Genomic DNA, 22,306 nt, shown 5'->3' on the forward strand with positions numbered 1-22,306 from the left:
ATCTCCTTTACCAGATTTGGATACTGCTTTTTTAGATAGGCTACCTGTGCTTTCAGGTAATCTCTTTCTTCCTCAACTGTTTTAAATTTTGTACGTGGTTGTCCTTTAAACGGTGCAGTACCTTTACTACGTTCATCAAATGGTTCACCATTTTTCCATTTTTTCACCCAAACCTTTAATTGTGTACAACTTCGAATACCTAATCGTTCTGAAAGCCTTTGATAACTTTCGGACCCATTCACATAGGCCCTAACGGCATCTAACTTAAATTCTTCCGTGTAGGATTGAAATTGTTGTCCCTTTTTCGCCATAGAAAAATCCCCTCCAAGTTTCATTCTCTCCTTCATCTTATCATGAAGGTTTTTTTTGAATGTCTACTTAAAGGGGATAATACCAGAGACAGTCTTTAACTTTAGTTAATTATATACATATTAACGGGTTGTACCTTAATAAACTCACTATAAATCTTCTTTCGTACTTTATTACACGATTTCGCACGATCCCTTCGTAACATTTCATTAATAGTACGCTTTCTTCGTCTAGATATACCGTGGTTAAGTGAATCCGCCGCTAAACCGAAAGCTTCCTTTAGCGGAACTTCACTACCGTTCCCCTTTCGCTGACGAGTACCTTCCTGCCTACGTTGTATTTGAGTATCACTTAAAATCGGATATTCATTATTCCGCACTTTCATCCAGTCCATAATTGTGTAACTCTTTGTATAGCAACAAATCAGCTAATCTTTACTTTTTAAGATTTCGCCCACCAATACAGTTATGTTTTTTATTTTATTACCTTAGCGAAGTATCTTTTATTAAATTAATTAATCGATAATATATAAGATGTAATTCTTTTCGATAGAAAAGGATTACCGAAGCATGAGCGTAAGCGAATGCTTTGCTACTATAAATCTCTTTTCTTAAATCTCGTTATAATAAATCTAGTTAGACGGTAAATAATGCCGTTTCTAAATAGCCTTAAAATACCTCGTCTAATTGTACTTTTTTACCGCTCCTTAAAATTCCGAAGAATCGTCAAATAAATGAGCACCGTAAAGTTCTTTTTTACGTTCTATGCCTGCTTCTTTTTCGGCTTCCAACTTACGTAATGCTCTCTCATACGCTTTCTTAGCATCCGGAAACTCTTCGAAAAAATCATCCTCGTCTAGTGGCTCATACGGCCGATAACTATTACCTAATAATCCCCTACGCTTTTGAATCAATCGCAGCTCTTCTAACGCATTCAAGTGCGTTCGTACGGTCTTTTCCGCTTTACCGTATTCCATCGCTAGTCGGTGTGTTGACGGCCAAGCGTATCCAAGCTCTTCGTTAAAATAGTCAACGATCAACGCATATAGATAACTCATTTCGGCTTTGTACTTCGGATGATATACATAGTGTTTTAGATTGGACGGAAGTTTGATAAAGTTCCCTTTGTACACTCCCTTTGCTTTACGAAATATTTTTGGTTTTCTCATTCCCACGTCTCCCTCTATAATGTTTGATGCGCGAGATTGTAAAACCGCGCAGATTTACGTAAATTTATTTTGTAATTTTTACCACCTATACTATTTAGGACGCGCGAGTTAAACTTTTCGCGCACTTTCCACCTAAAAAACGCAAAAAACACACGTGCGTAGGCAATCACGTGTGTTACTCGTTTAAACATTCTGTTATCCCTCTATTATGTATAGATAAAAAAGAGTAAAAAATAATTAATTATATCTATTTTTATTTATACACTTATATTTGGGTGTTCTAATTTAAATAATAAGTAGGAAAATAAACCAAAAAATAAACACGTTACCTTACGGCGGGTAGTTTCCTTACTCAGGTCCACCACGTGCTCTTTAACATTTTTAGGAAGGATACTAAGAATATCTTCGATAACCTTATCATCGATTTGTACATTTAGGTTATGTGCTAAATCATTTCTTACACGATTTACTTTTGAAAGAGCCTGAAAAAATTCTAAATCAATAAAACCTATACTACGAACTAGCTCTAATTTTTGTGCAAAACTAAACATACTAACTTTTAATCCATGCGGAAAATGGCTTTCAAGCATCTTAATCATTATTGATTCTAAATACAAATGCCCTTTAATAAATACATACATCGGCTCCTGACTGCGCATGTCATCAAAGAAGTCTGTCATAAAATCAAAATGTTTCTCCATCACTTCTGTACCTTTCATGTACATCGCCACTCCTTTGTGTTATATAACACAAAACGTGTAATCAAAAGAAAAAACAAACCACTATTTCCGGTGGCCTCTACTTGTCTTCCTTCGTTGCATTATACGGCTGGTACTTTTCTCATAACGCCTCTAGTTCCTCATGTGGGTTTTACTAGTATTTTATTTCTTACGGATACTTCCTATCTTACCTCATCGATAATCTTACTCATCTGGGCTAATGCAGCTTCTAGTTCAGAAATACGTTTCTCCAACCTTTCAATCGTTTCTTTATCCTCTATGTTAATATTCACCTTTACTCCGTTTTCCATATCCCGTTGAATAAGTCGTTTTATGTATGGTGCAAATTGATTATGCGCCTCTGCATGAGCAAGAAGTTGCATTTCATATTTATCTGCCTTCGAAAAAGACATAGATTTAACTTTTTTATTACTACCCATAAGCTCACTCCACCTCTATATGAAACTATGTTTGTATGTCTTTAATTCTAACATATAAAGGTAAAAAAGAAAGAGACCGTCTTATCGTTGGTCTCCCTCAAATACCACCATATAACTTTTAACTGCTTGTACTCTCGTAAACTCGCGATATTTCCGCTATCTCTCCTCATTCTCCCTTTTTAAGGCTGATTACGAAAAATCGCACACAACTGTGAGTTTGCCGTCTCACATCTCCATGCCATCTTAACGTATCACTTGGCCGCTGCTCATGTATATGCCTAAAATACACGAGCCTAACGACTCACCTATTCATTTTTATAAAACGTATGCGATAAACATATCGATGGTGTATAACGCTCCACCGACGATGAATGTACCGTAATATAAAGCACGATCGGACTTCGTATAAAGACCGAAATAGTCGTTTAATTTTGCGAACATCCACCTACACCCCTCTCATCTTCGTTACGTAGAAGTTGAAAAACGTTAATTGTCGTTTTACTTATCTCCTGTTTCGTAATACGTGGACTGCTACTGTAATTAACGTAAGTAAATACATAGTAATCTGATACAGTTTCGATATATGCGATTGTGTGTAATCGCCCACCAATTTCGAACGAGCGAATTTTAAATAACTCCACTTCTTCGTAACCAAAAACGCTGTCAATTTCGTTTTGTAATTCTTGCGGCAATTCTTCGAATGTTATAAGTTGTGATTCGTTAAGTAACGTTTTAAATTCGCATGTTTGCATTTCGTTTATCCCCCTTTTCGTTTAGCTGTTTAATGTAATTCGCGTTTGATAGTTGCTATTTTCAACAAGAATTCGATTGCGTTCATACTACTGATTTCTTCGAGATTGATTACGGCATCGTTTACCGCACCTAGTAAATCCAGGACTTCATCGCCTAATACGATGTCGCCTGTTTGGTCGTAATACAACTCATTGATACAAATGCCAGCTTCGTAAATGCTAAGGATTAATGTGTCACTGATTTTTACACCTTTTTCGAAGCACTCAACCATTGATCCGTTCCCATTGTCGATAATTACCTTTACATTTACTTGTTCCATGTTTAATACGTTCATTTTTCATATCCCCTTTTCGTTATTCAAGGTGATGTCACCTCGATTCGTTAATCACATTATAAAAGTGATGTCACCTTGAAGTCAATAAGAAAAATAAAATATTTAAAAATTAATTTAAAAATGCTATCATAATGACATCACCTAATAAGGAGCGGATATAAGTGGCTACAAATAAAAAAGCGTTTACTTTACGCTTACAGGAAGATAATTTTAAGAAGATACAGTTCATTTCCGAAAACGAACATAGATCGATTGCGAATAAAATTGAAGTTTTAATTATTGATGAAATTAAAAAGTATGAGCAAGAAAACGGAGAGATCATTATAGAAGATGAGGAGAGCGCTACTAAATAATAGCGTTCTTTTTTATGAAGAAATTAGCGACATCATTAAATATCCCCAGGTAAATATAGCCAATTATTGTTATAATTAAATGCGTAATATATTTTAGGGAGTGATCAATTTGAAAAAGACGTTAATTATTGGGGCGCTATGTTTATCGTTAGCTTCTTTAACGGCATGTGGCAATACTAACGAAAAATCATCTACTGAACCGAAACAAGAAGCGAAAAAGGCAAAGAAAGAAACGAAGGTAACGGTCGATTCTCTTATCACTGAATTTAAAAACGCTGGCTTACAAGCAGAGAATCCTACTGATCTACAACAAAAAGAATTCGGAAATACTCGCAAAGAAGGAAAACGTATCATTACACCAGCGTTAGGGGAAGACAAAGGTGGCCGTATATTTGAATTCAAAAACAAAGAAGACCTGGAAAAAGCGAAAAAATATTATGATGATCTAGGAAATGGCAATCAAATGCTCTTTTCACATACATACGCAAAAGGTAATTTCTTATTACAAATGAATGGCGAAATGAAAGACGAAGAATTCGCTAAATATAAAGACGTAATGAATAAACTAGTGAAATAACGCAAAAAGAAGCCGCCCTCACAGGCGGTTTTATTGTTACGTTTAAACTAACGCCGCGACCATATCGTCTAATACTTCCTCTTTCAGACGTAAAAACGCCGTTATCTCATCGCCTTTTGATACGAATACTTTACCCTTCCCCTTTGCCAATCGCTTCATTTATTTCGCCCTCCTTTACCTTCCATGTCATTATGTGTAAAATTTTAACAGAAGAATATTAACGAAGTGTAAATACAGTATAAATTTTCCATCAATATTAAAAGATGACTATGCGCTATTTTTATAATTAAATTGACTTTCTGAGTTGAAAAAACATCTTTAAAACAAAGATACTCTATTTCTGTCAATATAAAAATCTATACTAATATGGTATAATTTTCATGTTTTATTAAGTATAGAAAGGATTCAAGCGATGGGACAATTTCAAAGTAATATTCAAACGGCAGGGCAAATCGCGACGCAAATGGGTACCGCTGGTGATACCATTCAAAGTGCCACAAATAGATCGATAACAAAATCGTCACGTACAACGTTATCTGTCAACTCCAAAGCGCAAGAAGCGAATCAACAAGCTTTGGAATTAACGAAACAATTTTATAGCGCCTTTCAACAAGTAGTTAGCAACATTCATTCTGTAGCTCAAGATTTTGAGCGTATGGATAACGAACTTCAAAGAATGTTCAAGTGAGATAGCAACCTACATAAACATGGAAAAGTAGGAGTGAAAAAATGAGTCAAGATATTCAAAAACAAATGAAGCAACTGAACGAAAAATTAAGAAGTCTATCTGATGAACAATATCAAAATCAACGCGCGATTCAAAGGCAAGAACAAGCAGAAGTAGATTTTTATCAATGGAAAGGTCAAAGCTATCGCTTGTTTGATCGTTTATTAGAAACTTGGCATAACGATAGAGAACTAGGACAATTTTTTCATAATCTGCGTCAAGATGCAGGACAAATTGAACGAAAACTTACATACGAATTGGAAGATCAAAAAGAAACATTGCTAAAGGAGAAACAAAACTTAAGCAAGCTAGAAAATGACATTCACCATCAGCGCCAAAAATTAGCACTGGAGGTGAGGTCATGAGCCTAAACATGTATCTAGGAGAAGTACAAGCCCAGACACAGAGTATGAATGCTTTTTGTACTGCAACTATTCAAGGAATGGAACAAGTCATTAATTCAATTGATGTTTTTGTATTCGATGCTGTTTTGCAAGGGCAAACTTACGACAGTGCAAAAGCATACTTTGCACAAACCTTCCGCCCTTTAGCGCAAGGAATCATTTACTTGTGTGAAGAATTGATTCGTCAAAATGATGCTTTCCCGAGTGATTTCCAATCTCGAGTCGCTACAACGGATGTCATCGAACAAGAAATAAAGGAACAGCTGCTACAAATTGACCGAACGAAAGCAGGCATTGAAGGAATTAGCAATGTCCTTCCGGGTATGCAAGCTATGATGGGTATTTTTGATGCAATGAAACAAAAGCTGCAAGAAAAATTGGAACATCTGTATGAATTCAATTATACTTCTAGTAGTAACTATGATACAGCAATCCAACTAGCTGCCAGTATTGCCCGGGGTCTTGCAGAAGTTCAAAGCGGGAAAGGTTTTAGTCCTGCATCAGGAACATTCAGTACACAAGAACTAAATATGGATTGGGCAGCCCCTATTCAACAAATTATAGCAAAACGTGAAGCAGAACGGTTTGCCAATTTAGATAGTGAAGCTTTAGGTCAATCTGATTTCATGAAGAATGACAAGACTAAATTAGACCAGCTTGTTGAAGGCATACTTGTCGGCCCTGGACGAGCTATTGGAGACTCAATAGAAGATTTTAAAGCATTGGGAGACAAGGAAACGTGGGAAGATATGGCGTATGCTGCATCGCACCCTTTTTATACCCTTAAAACCATGTACAATGTCCTTTCAGATTCGTATATTAAGAATGTAAAAAATGGTGATTTTGAAGATGCTGTAATATGGTTCAGTTATGGTGCAACACAATTCGCAACAGGTGTACTTTTTGATAAAGGTATTGGTACAATCGCAACAGTTTTAAAAGGAGCCAGATATGCAAGAGTAAAGGACGTCAAAGTACCACGTATACAACAAACTGTTACAAATTGGGTTGATAATTTAAGCATAGAAAATCGACTTGCTTTTGCCGATACTAATGGACTTAACTTAAGGTCTTTCGATAATCCTATGTTTAATGAAGCTAAGGATACTTTTTTATTCTTCGATAAATATAAGTCTCATCCAAATTCTATTTATAAAAATAATGGTACTGTTGAACATATCTTTCATGGAAATATAAATTACAAAGGGGAAGCTGGTGGATATCATCATAAAAGTATGATGGGTGAAGGAGAAATTTTAAGGATTACTAAAAAACCTAATAAATACGGCGTATATGAAGCAAAGGTTACAGTGAATGGAGTGGTAAAAGGACCAACTTCCACATTTTTCCCAGATACATGGGATAGGGCACAAGTTTTGAATTGTATTAATGAAGCTTATCAAAATGCTCAATTTGTAAAAGGATCTACCAATACATATATCGGTAGATCAGCAAACGGAATGAAAATTCAAATGTTTCTTGATAAATCAACCGGTAGAATTATATCAGCATTTCCAATTTATTAATAGGAGGATATATAACTATGAAATATAGCTATGAATTTGGTAAAGGACCTTTCGATATATTACTTATTAACTTACCTGAAGAAATCGCTTTAGTTGGTGAGTTTTTACGATCTGATGTTCATGGTATAGAGTGGATAGAAGAACTTGATAAAGTTTTGAATAAAGAAATTGATTGTGCAAATTTCGGTGGAAACTCTTGTGATTTGGAAGTTAGACCAGATTTCACTATGATTACACATCGTTATGTGGAAGATGAAGAATACTCTTGTAAAATTGAAACAATTGAACTAAAGAACTTGATGTTAGTATGGTTAGAAGAGTATGAGAATTACTTACAAAACCGTGATTCCAACTAATGTACGGTATTTAGTAAAGCCGACTCATGACGTATTGAGTCGGCTTTACTATTACTTCACACTCACATACTTCTTACTAGCCGTAATATAGTACGTTACACCTTTCGAATGATACCCATCGACATTTACCTTTGCATCGATAGTAAATCCGAATCCTACGTCAACTGTACCGGCTACATACGACTTATCCCACGTAGCTTTCGTATAGAAGTTTAAGTCGTTTACTTTGGAAAGGCTAGCGTCAATCCTAACGCTATTTTTCTAGAGAATAGTCTAGGAATTTAGCGGTATATATGCGGAGTAATACAAATACATTCAAAACGTCTTATGTATCGTAAAACGTAGAGTATTATCTAGTGATTTAGACCCGAAGTTATTTTTTGATTCGCGGATTTTGAGGGCACCTGGCGATGGGAATCTCGCCAAACCTCCCCCGCCCCTAATAAAAAGAGCCGGTATTATTCTACCGACTCCTCATACTCCTTCACTAACTTATAAAATGTTGTCTTCCCTACTTCTGCCTCTTTCATCGCTGCTACAGCCGTTATTTCTCCCGCTTTCCATCGCTTATATACTTCGATAAACTTATCTGTAATGATTACTTTCGGTCTGCCTAGTTCTTTCCCTTGCTTACGTGCGTTAGCTATTCCTTCTGCTCGTCTCGTACGTATCTTCTTACGTTCTTCTTCAGCTATCCACGATAGTATTTGTAGCACCAAATCAGCTACGAATGTGCCGACACTATCCTTATACTTTGTCGTATCTAATAACGGCATATCTATTACGATGATATCTGCCTGTATCTCTTGTGTTATCTCGTTCCATTCTTTTAATATAGCGTCCTTATTACGTCCTAGCCTATCAAGTGAATGAACGTATAATACATCATCTTTACGTAACGCACGTTTAAGCGTCTGGTATTCTGGTCGGTCGAAGTCCTTACCGCTTTGCTTATCGATGTATATATCACGCTCGGAAATACCTAACTCCTTTAACGCTTCTAACTGTCTGCCCTCGTTCTGATCCTTAGCGCTTACCCTTACGTATCCAATCTTTCTACTCTCCGCCATTCCCCTTACTCCCTTTCCGTTATGTTTGATTCGATTGTAAAATAATCGTTCGTAAAAGTCAATAAAATAAAAGAACGTTCATAAAGTGTTTTATTGTATTAAACGAACGATAATTTACTTAATAATCAAACCATTATTGATAGTTCGTAAAGGTATACTTTTATGAACGCAGGTAGCGGACGGCAGGGTTGAGGTTTTCGAAGCACGTCTCTTCCAAAGGGGTAAGGCTGGTGAAATCGGAAAATATCGGAAAGGTATAAAACAAGTTTCTTCTAATATACGTATCGAAATAACACCTCTTCCGAAAGTTCCGATTGGCTACGTATAAGACGGCGGTGGCTGCCGAAATGTAAACCGTTGTAAACTATCGAATTCGATTACTTCTATATATGGCGGAGAAATAGGACACTTTACATGTCCGTTAAAAGTTTTGGAATGACCATGTATAGTAAACGTTAAGCTGACGAAATGCACAATAAATCACAACGTTAAAACCTCTTAAATCCCTTGTAACTAGCCGTTATCCCTACGATAGTTACTTTGTGATTGGTTGCTACCGGAAAATTCCAAAGGCGTGTCCGTCTGAATCATTCGCCTAGTAAAAGTCGCAATTTACTATACTGTACTATAATCGAAATATCCCGTTTCTTCCTTATATGGCACAGATTATCGGCATTATAGTTCCCTATTGAAATTTCGGTAGAGGGCGTGTGAAAGGAACGAAAAGCTGACGAAATGGGAAGCGTTGGGAAGTCGTTATTATAATTCCTACTATATATGCGTAGTGAAATCGGCACTTCCCATTCATTACGATTAAAACGATCGAGGGGCCACGCGGAAATGTCGTTCGCCTGGTGAAAGTGTGCCGAAAGTCTAAAAATGTATAGCGCTAAAAATACGTTCCTTCATTGATATTCCTCGAAAAATGCTAATTAGACATAACTCCGATAAGAGTCCGATTCTGCTCGATACTAAAAGCGAGTTTCTTCTATATAATGCGCATGATTTTGTTTATCGGACTATCGTACGCATTTACTTCGTTTTCTTCCGTTATAGATGCACGGTTTCCATGCGTGGAAGAAGTAATGAAGTCACTTGTAATGAATGTCTTTTTGTTTAATATGTATTTTAATTCCATTATAATTAAGATATGTTTCAAGATAAGGTGGGAGATATATGTCTATAAAGTTTATTCCAGAGAGTTTAAAGGATGAAGCAGAGGAGTTATTTACCTTTTTCGAGGAATACGGTATTGCCGTTAATGATGAAATTGGTTTGGAATCTTATTTTTATACTGGGGAAGATGCTGATCAAGAGATTTTCGTTGACAGACAAATAAAATTTGATTTCTACTTCGATAGTAGAAATAATGAATATGAAGATCATAATGTTAGCCTCGAAAGGCTACTAGATGTAGTATCAGAAGCAAAAAACAGAAAAATCATCGATGGTTACAAATTTATAGGAGATAAGGTCGCATTAATTCCAATTGATAGTTTTGATGATTCTATTCTAAAAGCAAGATACCAAGCTCCGGATACCGTAACACAATATATAAAAAACAAAAAATACACTATTGAAATTGTAGAGGATATAACTAGTTACGGCATGTCTCTTGTTATTGAGGATTTGTATACAGAATATATACCTGCTTTCAATTATGAGGATACTTTTATAGAGATAAGGTGTGACGATGGAATAGATGAAACCATTATTGACAATTTAGTACAGGCTTATCTATTTGAATTAAAATCATCATTTAAATTAAATATCCATACATCGCAGAGAATAATCCCTGAATTATCTGACGCAAATAATGAAGATGATGATGACATACCTTCCAGAGCTCGCCCTTTATTAGAGGGGAAGGGGATTAAAGAGCTATTACAAATATATAATTCTACATTGTCCACAGATGATGCAGAAATTTTAATGCTAAACTATACAAAAGTAATAGAATATGTATCTCAAACAGTTATTCAACAAGATTTAATTGAAGAAGCTTTAAAAAAACTTGCTAGTCCGAAAGCACTTAAACCAGACGCAGAATACATACTTGAATTAGGAAAAGTGTTTGAAGAGTATCGAAATAATAAAAAGGAGCAACAAGCAATAAAATTAACTATCCAAACTTGCTGTGATATTTCAGAAATCTTAACTATCGCACCTCCTTTTTTAAAGGCGACAAAACGATTAATTACAGCAAACACTCAAGATAACAAACAAAAAGCGATTGAAGAAGTAGCTACTGCTATCAATAATACAAGAAATATGTTTGCCCATGCGAAAACTAATTATGAAAAAAAGGGAATGGAGTGTCCAAAAGACCAACTTTACGAATTTGTTATGTGTGTTGATATTTTTGCTCAACAAGTAATAAGGTGGTTTGATAATCAACGAGAGGAAAATAGGGTCGTGTAGTTTAGGATAATTGGAGCGCTATACAAAGCGCTCTTTTTTCACTATTCACTAAAAATCTCATCCAACTTATCGGCCACGGTGCGCTGCATCGTTGGCAGCACATGACTATACGTATTAAGCGTCGTCTGTATATCCGTATGCCCCAAACGCTCTGATATAAGCTTTACAGAAGGTAACAACAGAGAAATTTATGTCAGATTATTTATCGACGAGGTAGCGGTATATTCTGTTGTAGTATTGCGGTGCTAATGCTATAATCGTTAGTAACGAAATAGGAACGTTTTCATTTTAACGTTGATTTATCGCATGATTTAGCGGTTGATTTAACGTCATGAGTTACCGTATGGTCCATCGTAAACTTGACAGGGTGGAGGTCGCTGGTTCGAACCCAGTCGGGATCATAGCGAAACCCCTTGATTTTCAAGGGGTTTTCTAATGTATAACAGTTTAACCAAAAGGATGAAACAGTACTTTTGAGGCAGAAATGGGGCAGAAAAAATGCCTGTCACTGCCTGGAGTACCGAAAGTTCGATCAATTACCAGGAGTACAGGCATTTTATTTAACTATTTAATATGCATAGGAATTACTCTTTGTCCAAATACCTACACTCTTAATTTCTTTATACTCAGGTTTCCACATAGCATCTTCAATAGTATTCTCAGATACATTCATGGTGTCTCCTTCCTTCTATCTTAAAATAGCTATTCCGACAATACTGCAACCATGTTAATAAATTTTTCCTTATCCCACTATTTTTTTTAACTTAATGACCCTTTTTTGTAACTAAACAAAGTAGACGGTGAAACCGCTGACTGCCTTTTCCTTGTTTTATTTTCGAATTGGATTAAAAGCTTCAGCAGCATGATGGCCAGGATAACAGTAGATTTTTACTTTATTGTCATGCTGCCCCTGCAATTGATTTTTTAGCTTTTTTCTTTTCGGACATTTTAAATGCATAACTAACAATAATCGGACAGACTATTGCAGATATTACACATGCTGCTGCAACTTGTGCAGTAGCTCCTGGTGCTATTGAAGCTAAGGTTGGATCTGCTGCTGCAACAACAGCTGGTGTAGCTACAGCATTTCCGGCAGTTGACCCTGTTGCTAAACCAACGATAGGATTTTCCTTAAATAACTTCAAAAGTACGTAAGCTCCAATTCCAGTGAATGCAGCTACTAATCCTAGTAATATGCCAGGACCTCCCGCTTTTATAATAGTTGAAAGATTCATTCCTGCACCTAATGGAAATGAGAAGAATGGAATTAATAATAATTTACTGCTTCCAAGGAACTTTCTCATATCAGAATCAATATTTCCTAAAATCATTCCTATTACTATTGGAATTAATACTCCTACAAGTGTTTGAAGAGGAATTGAGGCAAGGCCGGATGCACCTAATGCAACTAATGTGAAAAATGGACCATCTTTTAAAGAAAATACAGCATATGCGCCTACATCAGTTTCGTCACCATACGATGAAGCAAGAGATGCATATAATCCACCATTAGCATTTAATAATGCTGCAAGGATGGCTAATGGTGATAATCCTAGTACTCCGGCAGGCCCAAAAATCATTGCTACAGTTAAACCTATAGCAGCACCTATTATAAATTTTCCTGTTAATAATATTGCGCCTTTTTTTATTGCCTTTGGTGCTAATTTGAAATTAATTTGTGAACCAATTAAAAACATAAAACATGCCAAAATGGTAGATGATGCTTCTTTACTGAATAATGCCGTTGTAAAACTTCCAATTTTTAAAAATTCCGGAAAAAATGTGTTCGTTAATACTCCTAAAAAAAGTGGAACAACCATCAGACCACCCGGAATTTTATCAAGCGTTTTCTTAATTGGAATTTGCATTTTTAACCCTCCTAAAGTAGTTTTTATAACCTCGAAAGGAACCCGTTATTTTACCAATCATTCCAATAATCGGAGAAAGTGGTTCCAATTTTCTTGCATCTTGTACTATGTTTTAATCTCCCTTTGCTTTGTTACCTGTCTATCATATTCGGAAAGAGAACGTTTTCATAGTTTATGAAATTTTAATAATCATTTTTGTAAATAAAAAAAGTAAGCAGTTTCAAAAACTGCTTACTTTTTTATTAGGTGTTCCTTATATTGGTTATATTCATGCTGATATACAGACCGTCCGATTGTTCCATAGATGACTTTGTCTTCAAGTATTCCTAAGTCCTTTAGGAAGTTAAGGTACTTTCTTGCTGAAACCTTTGAAATGCCTACAACATTAGCTACTTCTTCAGGTATAGTTGGGTCAGTTAATGAAAAAAGCATTACTTGCTTAATAAGAACGAACTGGAGAAATGAGGTTTAGCTGAGACGGATTGTTTATTGGTTCAATTAACACAGGTCTCATTGAACCTCCGAAACTTAACTTAATTTCATCTTCTTTTATCACTTTCAAGGCATCGATCATAAAACTTCCATCAAGAGATATACTCAATTCCATCTGTCCATTTATCGTTTTAACACTTTGTGTTTCTGATATTTTTCCGATTTCAGATGAGTTTGAAGAAATTTTTATTTTAGAACCATCTATAACCTCTAGATTAACATTGTTGTTTTTCCACTCGCTAGCGAATAAACTTGCCCTGTCAATTCCTTGTAAAAACTGCTTTGTATAAAGAGTAATTACGGTCTTAAAATCTTTTGGTATTAACACTGCTGTGTTAGGATAACTTCCTGCAATTAACCTTGAGAAAAGCGAAACAGTATCTGTTTTAAATACGATGTAATTCTCCGCTACAAAAATATTGATTAAGTCTGTGTAATCACCTATCAGCTTGATCAGCTCATTCAAGCTTGTTTTTGGAACAACGAAAGAGCCTTTTACATTAGATTCTATATTAATTTCTCTTAATGCTAACCTATGTGAATCTGTTGCAACACAAATGAGTTTATTTTGCGTAAATTTCATATTTACTCCTGTGAGTATTGGTCTAGATTCACTTTTTGCTACAGCAAATACAGTTTGTTTTATTACTTCCGTTAACTGATGACTTGGTATCTTAATATTAATATCGTAATTAAAGTCTGGAAGATTTGGATATTCCTCAGGATTGAATCCATTTAAATTAGTTACAATATCATCAGATTGAATAGTAACTAAATGATTATCCTTTACCGTTATACGTATATCATTTGGTAATTTCTTCACAATTTCACCAAAATATTTAGCAGAAACGACCACACTACCTGCATTATAAACTTCCAATACATTTACTCCTTCAATGGCTGAAGGAATAAATCTTTCAATCAGAATGTCAGAATTACTCCCGATTAGAGTTAGGCCATTTTTGTCTGCAATTATCTTAATACCCGATAATATCGGTAACGGTGTTTTATTAGATATAGCTTTACTAACATCTGAAATTGCTTTATTAAAACATTCGTTATTTATTATAAATTCCACAAAAACACCCTTCCATATTACCCCTTTTTAATATGATAATTCGACAAAAAACTAAATAAACCTTTCTCTTCTTACGCCAAACTGCCTCTTAGTCGAAAAGGAAGGCACTACCACTTATTGTGTGATAATGACACCATTAGTTGAACAAATCACAAAAAAATCCTCTTGATCATTGAGGACTTTTTGGCTTGAATAATAACTAATGTTTGTACGTGAAATTATGTTATTCGAGGGGATAATCTTAATTTTCATACGTGGCATATTTTTAACAAATGTACGTAGTTATTTCACTATTTTCTTATATTTTTATAAAATCGGACTTTTATTCAGTTAGCCCCTCATTTACAATGAAGAGATTAATCAATAAGTATTAGATTTTATTGTTTTTATGTTTAAATGCTCGATTAGCATTAAGCTTCTCTATATTCGTTTATGTTATATATGTTTTAGCTTAAGGTTAATCCAAAATCTAAAATTTTCCTACCTTGAAAATTTCTAACCTACGCTTAATAGTGTTAATTAAACTGACGCTTCTGATAATTCATTGGTTTGGAAGTAAATCTACTTTTATCTGTATGTACCCAATACGTATTTGGATTTGTTTGATACTCTCCACGTTCAACCACAAAATTCTCAGGTATACAACCGATTAGACCAAATTTTTTAAGTGCATCCAACGACTTGCCAATTGTCTCTATTGTTAGCCCATCAAACATTTTCGTTGTTCAGTCCTTTTTTGGATAAAATTAGATAAAAAAGAACGCCCCCTAAGACCGAAGCATAGGTAAGCGTCCTATGTTTTTAATAAATCAACCTGTATCACCATGGGCTAAACTTAGTATACTATTAATAGCTGTTTGAGTGTTAACTGAAGTATGTGTGCCTATCGTTACAATTGTAATCAATACTATCCCTAATAATACTTTCTTCACTTTAACGCCTCCTTTTTAAAAATTTCTTTTTTCGCTTCATAACTTAAGTAGAAATATTTACTTCCTTCTTCAAAGTTCTCTTCGCTATGAAATTGGACTGCTAGTGATTCCGTGTACTCTTGAACATATTCCCATAATCTTTCGTTTTTAAAGTAGTCCATTCCTGCTAGTACTGCTTTTTCTAATTCTTCAGCAGTAACTTTTCTGTTTATTTCTTTTAGAATTGTAAAATGATATTGATATTCCTGATTCCCTAACTCATTGCAGATAGTTAAACCTTTTTCAATGAGTTGACATGCAATTTCTTCTTCACCTAGCTTGACATGTTCCTTTGCTTTAACAAAAACAGCTTTATAATGATGAGGTTTCTTTTCAACAACTTCTGAAAGGTATCGAATTGCCGAACTAGAAAGATTCTGACTTGCATACATGAAGCCTAAATTATACCGAACTAGTAAGATTGCTTTCTCATTCTTTTGCTTTTGGAATGTAGCCATTGCAGTAACAAAGTATTCTTCAGCTAGTTCAAACTCCCTTAAATGCGTACAAGCTAATCCTAATAAATTATCACAATAAGCTGTCTTTAATTCATAGCTTTCATGTTTAGAAAATATGTCCCTAGCTTTTGTACCATGTTTAATGGCTAAAAGTGCTTGATAAATATGGTAATGATATGTTGCTAAGTTATAATGAAATTCCGCTTTTTCAAGTTCATCAGGAATGTGTTTAAGTAAAATTTCAGCTTCATCATAATGTTCTTTAGCAAGGTTATAATTACCGATTGCGTTAGAATGAATAGCCTTATAAAAATGGTAGTAGTAAGATAAAAAGTTATCTGTCGGAATATCAAAATATTCAATTTTATCAAAGCTATTTTTTGAAATACTTAAATTATCCACTAAATATTTATAACCAAAATCTAAAAGGTGATAGTAGAATAACAAGTTTGAGTCTGCTTCGTTATTGTGAATGATAGAATTAATTTCTTCTTTTAAACAATGGGCATTATCTATATTACGTGAACGTATTTCTTGGTACCATTCGTTAAGTAGTTTTGAAATTTGTTCATTCCCCTTTATTAGAACGTCCATGACATCCCCTCCCTTTTTGAATATTCTTATAAATAATAATAGCAAGAATAGAATTTAATGGAAATTCAAATTTAATATTTCTCAACATTTGTTTAACAATTTTATTTTGAAAAAAGTTTAATTAAAACTCATTTAAAATTCTTTAATCGAGAAGAAGCAAAGCGGTATGATTTTTTTATAAACAGTGCAACTTTATTTTAAACCTACAGTAGATAGGGATTGGTGCCTCGAACGATTCAAAAAGGGGTTGTCGATGGATTCCTCAATGTGTTTGGTACTAAAAATCTTAAGGTTGCCGATTTGTCCATTTCGCCTATTTTACCGGATGGGCAGCCGTCCGCCGCTACTCAGGTGATCGGACTCAATGCGGTGCAGTTTATTCAAGGGGATAGCTCTTCATATGTAATGACAGATAAGGAACTTGAAGATTATAGAAATAAGTTTATATAATTACTGAAATCTTAGCCAGGATCATAACTACAAAAACCGTGTCAAATTAACGTTTGATGCGGTTTTTATTTATTTGCTCGCATACTCGTTCAAGCACTAAATACCACCATATCTCCCTATAAATTACGACATTTTATTAAAATTAAATATTGTACTCATCAATTCATAGTATCGACAATAATATAGTACCTTGCAAAATACACTAGTTGATGGTATATTTGGAAATAATTGAATATCCATTAAGTGGAATTATTGTTAATGAGAAATCCCGTATAAAAAGGTGTGTTAGAACGAATAGCTTTATGATTCATATGGTTATTCATTAGCTAAACGTACTTCTAGATCTAAAGGTTCTCTCTGCCTCTACTAAGAAGATTCGTTAATGATAGTTGTTCTCTTAACTTATATTCAAGAATTTCGTGAAGGACCTACAAGAGAATATTATTCTATAACCGAAAACTGAGAAGAACGGTTAAAATTCTCGGATGTGATTAATCATTTTATAAAGGAAAGTGATTTCAATGAACAAAAGTGAATTTTTAAAAAACTTAGCTCTTCCCTAAAGAATATGCCAAATTCAGAAAAAGAAGATATTATCTCAGAATATGAAACTCATTTTATCAGTGGTAAACAAGATGGGAAATCTGAAGAAGAAATTTCTAAAAATCTAGGAAATCCTAAAACGATCGCTACAGAACTTAATGTTACATATGTTATAAACAATGCTGATAATAAACGAAGCCTCAAAAATATTATAACAGCAATATTTTCTGTTATGAGCTTAAGTTTTTTGAACTTGATATTTATCATTATCACCTTCTTCTTGTTACTCTTGTTATCGCCAATTCTCATAGTGCTCATAATTGCCACTCCATTACTCATGGTATCACCTATCCTTTTAATCGTAGTAGGATTTATGAAAGGATTTCATCAAATCCATTCTTCTGATGTTTATAGTGTATTTGTAGGTTTTCTCATTGGTTTAACAATTGGTGGAGTATCTTACTTTGCAATAAAACATTTATACTCACTTTTAGTAAAGTATTTGAAATGGAATTTAGCCATTTTACAAAGGCATTAATTAAATTGGGCAAAAAGGAGATTAAAATGAAAAAACATACTTTATATTTATTAATACCGCTAACTTTTGCATTTATGTCTGCTTGTTCACACGATACACAATCTAATGAAGCAAACGATTCACGATATGATAAATTAAGCAATGCACAATCTATTAAAGATGTTACTATTGAAATTCCCGAAAATATATTCAACTCTCAGAAAAAGAATGAAAATATTAATGAAGATGAAATGAAACAAAGTATAAAAAATTATTTGGATTATAGTTATGCGTTAACTGAAAACATCGTTCCACTTTCTTCAACAACTTCTGATGAGAATTTTACTGAATCCGATCGAGAAAAATTAGAAAAACTAATGGATCTAGCGAAAAAAAATGATGCGAATTTCCATGATTTTATTAGTAATAATGCTATACCTGAGGATTATCAAAAACCTTCAAAGGAAATCTATGACTATATTTCCTCATCTACGGCAATTTTATCAGAAATGGAACAGGAAATAAAGAAACTCTCGGAAAATGGTAACGTGTTAAAGACAGATTTTTCATTTACAAAGCGCTTTACTAAAGTTAATGGTAGGAAACAAAAAGAAATCGAAAAGTTTTTGAACGAAAAAAATATCAAAACTATATATTTCAATAAATAATGATATATCCCTTTCAAAATAGTCATAAAAAAAGGCTATTTTGAAGGGGATTTCTATGGAAGGACTATAAAGTGAAACTTTAATCAGTGTTTTATAAGGAAGTCATTACCTATATTAGATTGGAGGAATTAAAACGTATATGGAACAAAAAATACTTGCATTACTTAACGAAATATATCCAGTGAATTTTATTAAAGTAGAACCAGTAACAAATGAAATGTATCGGTGTATTGCCAAACAAGGTAACTTCTTCGCTAGAATAACGAACTATAAAACATATGAAGAACAGTTAGAAGAGGTTAACTATACAAATTTTTTATATAATGAAGGATTTGGAGTCCCGCTATGCATATCTTCCTTAAACGGTAAATTAGTAGAAAAGATAACACTTGATAACGACGTTTTAACTGTTTTATATAATGAAGCTTCTGGTGTACACTTACCAAAAAATCAATGGAATGCCAATGTATTAACAGAATTAGGTCGGAAAATTGGTAGATTACATCGTTTATCAAAGAAATTTGAAAGTTTAACGCCGACTAAATATATAAACGATTGGCATGATAATGAGGAATATCATTTTCATAAATATATCCCTAAAGAAGAAAGCACTATTAGAGAAATTGCACATAATGTGTTATCTACAATAAAAAATTTACCGAAATGTCATTCTACATACGGTTTACTGCACGGGGATTTATGGTTAGAAAACATATTAGTAGATAGTGATTCGAAATTGACAATGGTTGATTTTCAAGATTGTGAAAAGCATTATTATATATTTGATTTAGCCGTTCCAATCTATAGTGCGTTGGAGTATTCGTTTGTAGGAAATGGCAATATAGTTGACTATGGGCGTTCGATTACGAAAGCAATAATCGACGGATATCAAGAGGAAAATGATATATCTTCAGAGATGTTAGAACAACTGTCTCTATTTATTAAATTAAAGGAAATATTTGAATATAGCTTAATGCATATGTACTGGGATAAAGAGAGGTTAACTGAAGAACAAATACGAATAATGAACCACTTTAGAATAAGGATTGAACACAATTATTCTGTTCTGAATATTTAATCATTTTTCAGTATCAAACTAAAAATCATATTCAGGAATCTCGTGAACACGGTCTAAATAGCATAAATGAATTAGGGAATGCAACAACATTTGTCAAAGATTTTTTAGAGGTTAATGGAATAGATCTTCATTCTGAAATAAAAAACATACGAAAATCCAAAGGTAGAACGGGAATTGTATTTTCGATAGGGCTATTTACTTTAATTGTTACTTATCTCGGCTTGCAACTAATACTATCAATGTTTTTAACAGAATCCTTTAACCCACTAAATACTAACAGTTCGTTCAATTATAATATCTTTTATCAGATATCAGATAATTCATGGTGGAACTTCTTACTAATGTTCATTAGCATTTCTACTTCCTTGTTGGTTTCCGTGTTTGTAATGTTTTATTTACGAAAAATAAATTTAAACAGGTGAAATAAAATGAAAATGCTAAAAGCTACAATCGCGTGCTTATTATTTAATGTGTTTATTTTGTTTTTACCAACCTCGCATGTATTCGCCGAACAAGATATTAAAAGTACTTTAGACAGCTATGTCGAAAATTTTTTAGAAGAACATCGGATTCCAGGAGCTTCTATCGCTATTGTTCATAAGAATGATATTTTTTATTCTAAGTCATGGGGTGTAACGGGAGAATCTGAAGAAAAAGTAACCGCTGAAACTCCCTTTACAATAGGATCGATAAGTAAATCATTAACAGGCTTAGCCATAATGAGATTAATTGAAGAAGGTACCATTCATTTAGATGATCCAGTCCAAAAGTATATTTCATGGTTTACACTTAAAGATAAAAAAGCAGCATCCCAAATAACAATTAAACATTTACTTACGCAAACAAGTGGGATAAGTACTTATTCTGGCTTATCTATATCAGATAGAGAATCTAAAGATTTGGGTGCTATAAAGAAAAATGTAGAAAGTTTATCGAACGTTAAGCTGACTGCCGCACCAGGAGAAAAGCATCAATATAGTAATGCCAATTTCTTAATTCTTGGTGCTCTCATCGAAGAAGTTACCAATCAACCATATTCTGAATACATGGAACAAAAAGTGTTTTTGCCATTAGGTATGAGGAGTGCCGCAGCTGAAAATGATACGGCATATGAAAAAGGATATTTAGCTGGATATCAGTCTTGGTTAGAGATCCCTCGAAAAAGTTCAGTAACATATGATAATGGAGGAGCACCATATGGATACATAACTGCAAGTGCGACAGATATGGTCCAGTATATTACATTGCTTAGTCAGCGCGAGAGTAACAATTTTTTAAGTAAAAATACTATGGACCTTTATTTATCGCCTTATGTTCAAACTGGTGAAAATCGATATTATGGTCTTGGTGTAAGAATCTCAAATCCAAATTCAAAAGAAGAAATGATATGGCATTCAGGTTCAACTTCTGATTCACATGCAGAAGTATTCTTTATACCAGAAACGGGTTGGGGAGGTGTGATTCTTACTAATAAAAATCATATTTTAGAAGAAGAGGCACTTATACACCTGAAACAAGGGATTATCAATATTTTAAATGGGAAAGAGCCTGTTGATGTACCTAAATACAACCCTGTTATACAACAGACCATGATAGGAATATTATGCTTACTTTTTATAATGTTTATTTATCAATTAGTAAAGGTCAAATCCGGAAAGATTCGTAAAAGAAGCTTATGGCGTATCTCCGGAATTATACTTTTAGTTATATCTATTACTATTATTCCATTACTAATTTATAGTACAGGATCTCCATGGCATTCGTTAAAAATATTTGCTGCTGATATTGCACTACTTACTAGAATCATGGTAACCTTCTTAACTTTAAATGGTTTATTATCAATATATATTTCATTTAAACAATCAAAAGAAAGCTCAATAACCAAAGAGACAATTCCTCTAAGTTAAATAGGAATTGTCCCTTTGGACCCCTATTAGATATTTTAAAATGATTTACTTATCAGAGAAGCCATCATAAAAACCAAAAGGCGAGTTTCCTCTTAGTAAAGTGAATCGTCTTTTATTTTCCATAAATTATCTTAACGTACGAAATTCGCATTTTGATGTTGCTACCCCATCAAGAGGTATTTTTCACTTCCCCTTAGGATAACTCATGCCATTTTATACATAATAAACTATATTTTCAACATCTAAATAGCAAATCTAATATACATAAAAATAGAGGATAAATGCTCATATATTGAACATATTATCCTCTATTCATTATAGTCTATTTAATATTCTAAATGGATTGGGACTTTATTCATTCAAGCTTCATCTTAAACATAATTCTCCTAATTCATATGAAATGTAATCTACTAGACCTTACCTTTTCTACCCAACTAAGTGTAGCCTATCCAGATATAATGTATTAAAAATCAAAGTTATTGCATGCCTGGAGATCCTCCCGTACCCATGCCTGGAAATCCTCCC

24 protein-coding genes and 4 pseudogenes are annotated in these 22,306 nt (G+C 33.9%); 12 read left to right on the forward strand and 16 right to left on the reverse strand.

Annotated features, from left to right (window positions below; all coding sequences use genetic code 11):
- The 8 genes from BM211_RS22725 to BM211_RS22755 all read right to left on the reverse strand — a co-directional run.
- Nucleotides 1-311 (reverse strand): transposase (locus BM211_RS22725; protein WP_090999728.1); only part of this gene is annotated, 311 nt, incomplete at its 3' end.
- A 101-nt stretch (nt 312-412) separates the two neighbouring features.
- Complete coding sequence (locus BM211_RS22730) at nt 413-703, reverse strand: hypothetical protein (protein WP_090999730.1); 291 nt, start codon at nt 701-703, stop codon at nt 413-415.
- 312 nt (nt 704-1,015) lie between these two features.
- Nucleotides 1,016-1,477: a helix-turn-helix domain-containing protein gene (locus BM211_RS22735; protein ID WP_090999732.1), complete on the reverse strand. Its 462-nt coding sequence runs from the start codon at nt 1,475-1,477 to the stop codon at nt 1,016-1,018.
- 257 nt (nt 1,478-1,734) lie between these two features.
- Nucleotides 1,735-2,196 carry a hypothetical protein gene (locus BM211_RS22740; RefSeq protein WP_090999733.1) on the reverse strand — a complete coding sequence of 154 codons (462 nt, stop codon included), beginning with the start codon at nt 2,194-2,196 and terminating at the stop codon, nt 1,735-1,737.
- Between the two features lie 182 nt (nt 2,197-2,378).
- Nucleotides 2,379-2,636: a hypothetical protein gene (locus tag BM211_RS22745; protein WP_090999735.1), complete on the reverse strand. Its 258-nt coding sequence runs from the start codon at nt 2,634-2,636 to the stop codon at nt 2,379-2,381.
- Nucleotides 2,637-2,951: 315 nt separating this feature from the next.
- The gene (locus tag BM211_RS27345; protein WP_256217194.1) at nt 2,952-3,077 is read right to left on the reverse strand and encodes a hypothetical protein; all 126 of its coding nucleotides are present in this window, start codon (nt 3,075-3,077) and stop codon (nt 2,952-2,954) included.
- Nucleotides 3,062-3,388: a hypothetical protein gene (locus BM211_RS22750; protein WP_090999736.1), complete on the reverse strand. Its 327-nt coding sequence runs from the start codon at nt 3,386-3,388 to the stop codon at nt 3,062-3,064. Before BM211_RS22750 ends, BM211_RS27345 begins: the two co-directional genes overlap by 16 nt.
- Before the next feature lie 29 nt (nt 3,389-3,417).
- Nucleotides 3,418-3,723, reverse strand: coding sequence for a hypothetical protein (locus BM211_RS22755; RefSeq protein ID WP_090999737.1), 306 nt, complete (start codon nt 3,721-3,723; stop codon nt 3,418-3,420).
- 161 nt (nt 3,724-3,884) lie between these two features.
- Between BM211_RS22755 and BM211_RS22760 the strand changes: the two genes are divergently transcribed.
- The 6 genes from BM211_RS22760 (at nt 3,885) to BM211_RS22785 (ending at nt 7,666) form a co-directional block, all read left to right on the forward strand.
- Nucleotides 3,885-4,076 carry a hypothetical protein gene (locus BM211_RS22760; RefSeq protein ID WP_090999739.1) on the forward strand — a complete coding sequence of 64 codons (192 nt, stop codon included), beginning with the start codon at nt 3,885-3,887 and terminating at the stop codon, nt 4,074-4,076.
- Between the two features lie 124 nt (nt 4,077-4,200).
- Nucleotides 4,201-4,653: a stress protein gene (locus tag BM211_RS22765; RefSeq protein ID WP_371261901.1), complete on the forward strand. Its 453-nt coding sequence runs from the start codon at nt 4,201-4,203 to the stop codon at nt 4,651-4,653.
- A gap of 412 nt (nt 4,654-5,065) precedes the next feature.
- Nucleotides 5,066-5,341 (forward strand): TIGR04197 family type VII secretion effector, encoded by a 276-nt coding sequence (locus BM211_RS22770; protein WP_090999743.1) that lies wholly within the window; start codon nt 5,066-5,068, stop codon nt 5,339-5,341.
- 41 nt (nt 5,342-5,382) lie between these two features.
- On the forward strand, nt 5,383-5,745 hold the full coding sequence (locus BM211_RS22775; protein WP_090999745.1) for a DUF3958 family protein: 363 nt from the start codon (nt 5,383-5,385) through the stop codon (nt 5,743-5,745).
- Nucleotides 5,742-7,310 carry an EndoU domain-containing protein gene (locus BM211_RS22780; protein ID WP_090999746.1) on the forward strand — a complete coding sequence of 523 codons (1,569 nt, stop codon included), beginning with the start codon at nt 5,742-5,744 and terminating at the stop codon, nt 7,308-7,310. Before BM211_RS22775 ends, BM211_RS22780 begins: the two co-directional genes overlap by 4 nt.
- 17 nt (nt 7,311-7,327) lie before the next feature.
- Nucleotides 7,328-7,666: a hypothetical protein gene (locus BM211_RS22785; RefSeq protein ID WP_090999748.1), complete on the forward strand. Its 339-nt coding sequence runs from the start codon at nt 7,328-7,330 to the stop codon at nt 7,664-7,666.
- A gap of 51 nt (nt 7,667-7,717) precedes the next feature.
- Here BM211_RS22785 and BM211_RS27350 read toward each other — a convergent pair.
- Together BM211_RS27350 and BM211_RS22795 are read right to left on the reverse strand one after the other, a co-directional pair.
- A pseudogene (locus BM211_RS27350) lies at nt 7,718-7,900 on the reverse strand (N-acetylmuramoyl-L-alanine amidase); the annotation flags it as partial.
- 224 nt (nt 7,901-8,124) lie between these two features.
- Nucleotides 8,125-8,736 (reverse strand): recombinase family protein, encoded by a 612-nt coding sequence (locus BM211_RS22795; RefSeq protein WP_090999750.1) that lies wholly within the window; start codon nt 8,734-8,736, stop codon nt 8,125-8,127.
- A 1,176-nt stretch (nt 8,737-9,912) separates the two neighbouring features.
- Between BM211_RS22795 and BM211_RS22800 the strand changes: the two genes are divergently transcribed.
- Nucleotides 9,913-11,157: a hypothetical protein gene (locus BM211_RS22800; protein ID WP_090999752.1), complete on the forward strand. Its 1,245-nt coding sequence runs from the start codon at nt 9,913-9,915 to the stop codon at nt 11,155-11,157.
- Between the two features lie 41 nt (nt 11,158-11,198).
- Here the strand turns inward: BM211_RS22800 and BM211_RS27355 are convergent.
- The 6 genes and pseudogenes from BM211_RS27355 to BM211_RS22825 form a co-directional block, all read right to left on the reverse strand.
- Nucleotides 11,199-11,327, reverse strand: a pseudogene (locus BM211_RS27355) (site-specific integrase); the annotation flags it as partial.
- 729 nt (nt 11,328-12,056) lie between these two features.
- Nucleotides 12,057-13,025, reverse strand: a complete 969-nt coding sequence (locus BM211_RS22805) for a 2-keto-3-deoxygluconate permease (protein WP_035435601.1) — start codon at nt 13,023-13,025, stop codon at nt 12,057-12,059.
- A gap of 439 nt (nt 13,026-13,464) precedes the next feature.
- Nucleotides 13,465-14,595 carry a DNA polymerase III subunit beta gene (gene dnaN, locus BM211_RS22815; RefSeq protein ID WP_090999754.1) on the reverse strand — a complete coding sequence of 377 codons (1,131 nt, stop codon included), beginning with the start codon at nt 14,593-14,595 and terminating at the stop codon, nt 13,465-13,467.
- Nucleotides 14,596-15,110: 515 nt separating this feature from the next.
- Nucleotides 15,111-15,311, reverse strand: coding sequence for a hypothetical protein (locus BM211_RS26865; RefSeq protein ID WP_090999756.1), 201 nt, complete (start codon nt 15,309-15,311; stop codon nt 15,111-15,113).
- A gap of 93 nt (nt 15,312-15,404) precedes the next feature.
- Complete coding sequence (locus BM211_RS27360; RefSeq protein WP_256217195.1) at nt 15,405-15,527, reverse strand: hypothetical protein; 123 nt, start codon at nt 15,525-15,527, stop codon at nt 15,405-15,407.
- Complete coding sequence (locus BM211_RS22825) at nt 15,524-16,618, reverse strand: response regulator aspartate phosphatase (RefSeq protein WP_090999758.1); 1,095 nt, start codon at nt 16,616-16,618, stop codon at nt 15,524-15,526. The genes BM211_RS27360 and BM211_RS22825 overlap by 4 nt, the downstream gene beginning before the upstream one ends.
- A gap of 228 nt (nt 16,619-16,846) precedes the next feature.
- On the opposite strand from BM211_RS22825, the pseudogene BM211_RS22830 reads away from it, so the two are divergent.
- From BM211_RS22830 to BM211_RS22860, 5 genes and pseudogenes are all read left to right on the forward strand, one after another.
- Nucleotides 16,847-17,068 (forward strand): annotated as a pseudogene (locus tag BM211_RS22830) (GMC oxidoreductase); the annotation flags it as partial.
- Nucleotides 17,069-17,589: 521 nt separating this feature from the next.
- A pseudogene (locus BM211_RS22840) lies at nt 17,590-18,149 on the forward strand (hypothetical protein).
- A 26-nt stretch (nt 18,150-18,175) separates the two neighbouring features.
- Complete coding sequence (locus tag BM211_RS22845; RefSeq protein ID WP_090999759.1) at nt 18,176-18,796, forward strand: NDxxF motif lipoprotein; 621 nt, start codon at nt 18,176-18,178, stop codon at nt 18,794-18,796.
- Between the two features lie 139 nt (nt 18,797-18,935).
- Complete coding sequence (locus BM211_RS22850; protein ID WP_090999761.1) at nt 18,936-19,874, forward strand: phosphotransferase enzyme family protein; 939 nt, start codon at nt 18,936-18,938, stop codon at nt 19,872-19,874.
- A gap of 428 nt (nt 19,875-20,302) precedes the next feature.
- Complete coding sequence (locus BM211_RS22860) at nt 20,303-21,781, forward strand: serine hydrolase domain-containing protein (RefSeq protein ID WP_090999763.1); 1,479 nt, start codon at nt 20,303-20,305, stop codon at nt 21,779-21,781.
- Nucleotides 21,782-22,306 lie beyond the last annotated feature (525 nt).

Source organism: Bacillus sp. 491mf, assembly GCF_900112415.1.
GTDB lineage: Bacteria > Bacillota > Bacilli > Bacillales > Bacillaceae_G > Bacillus_A.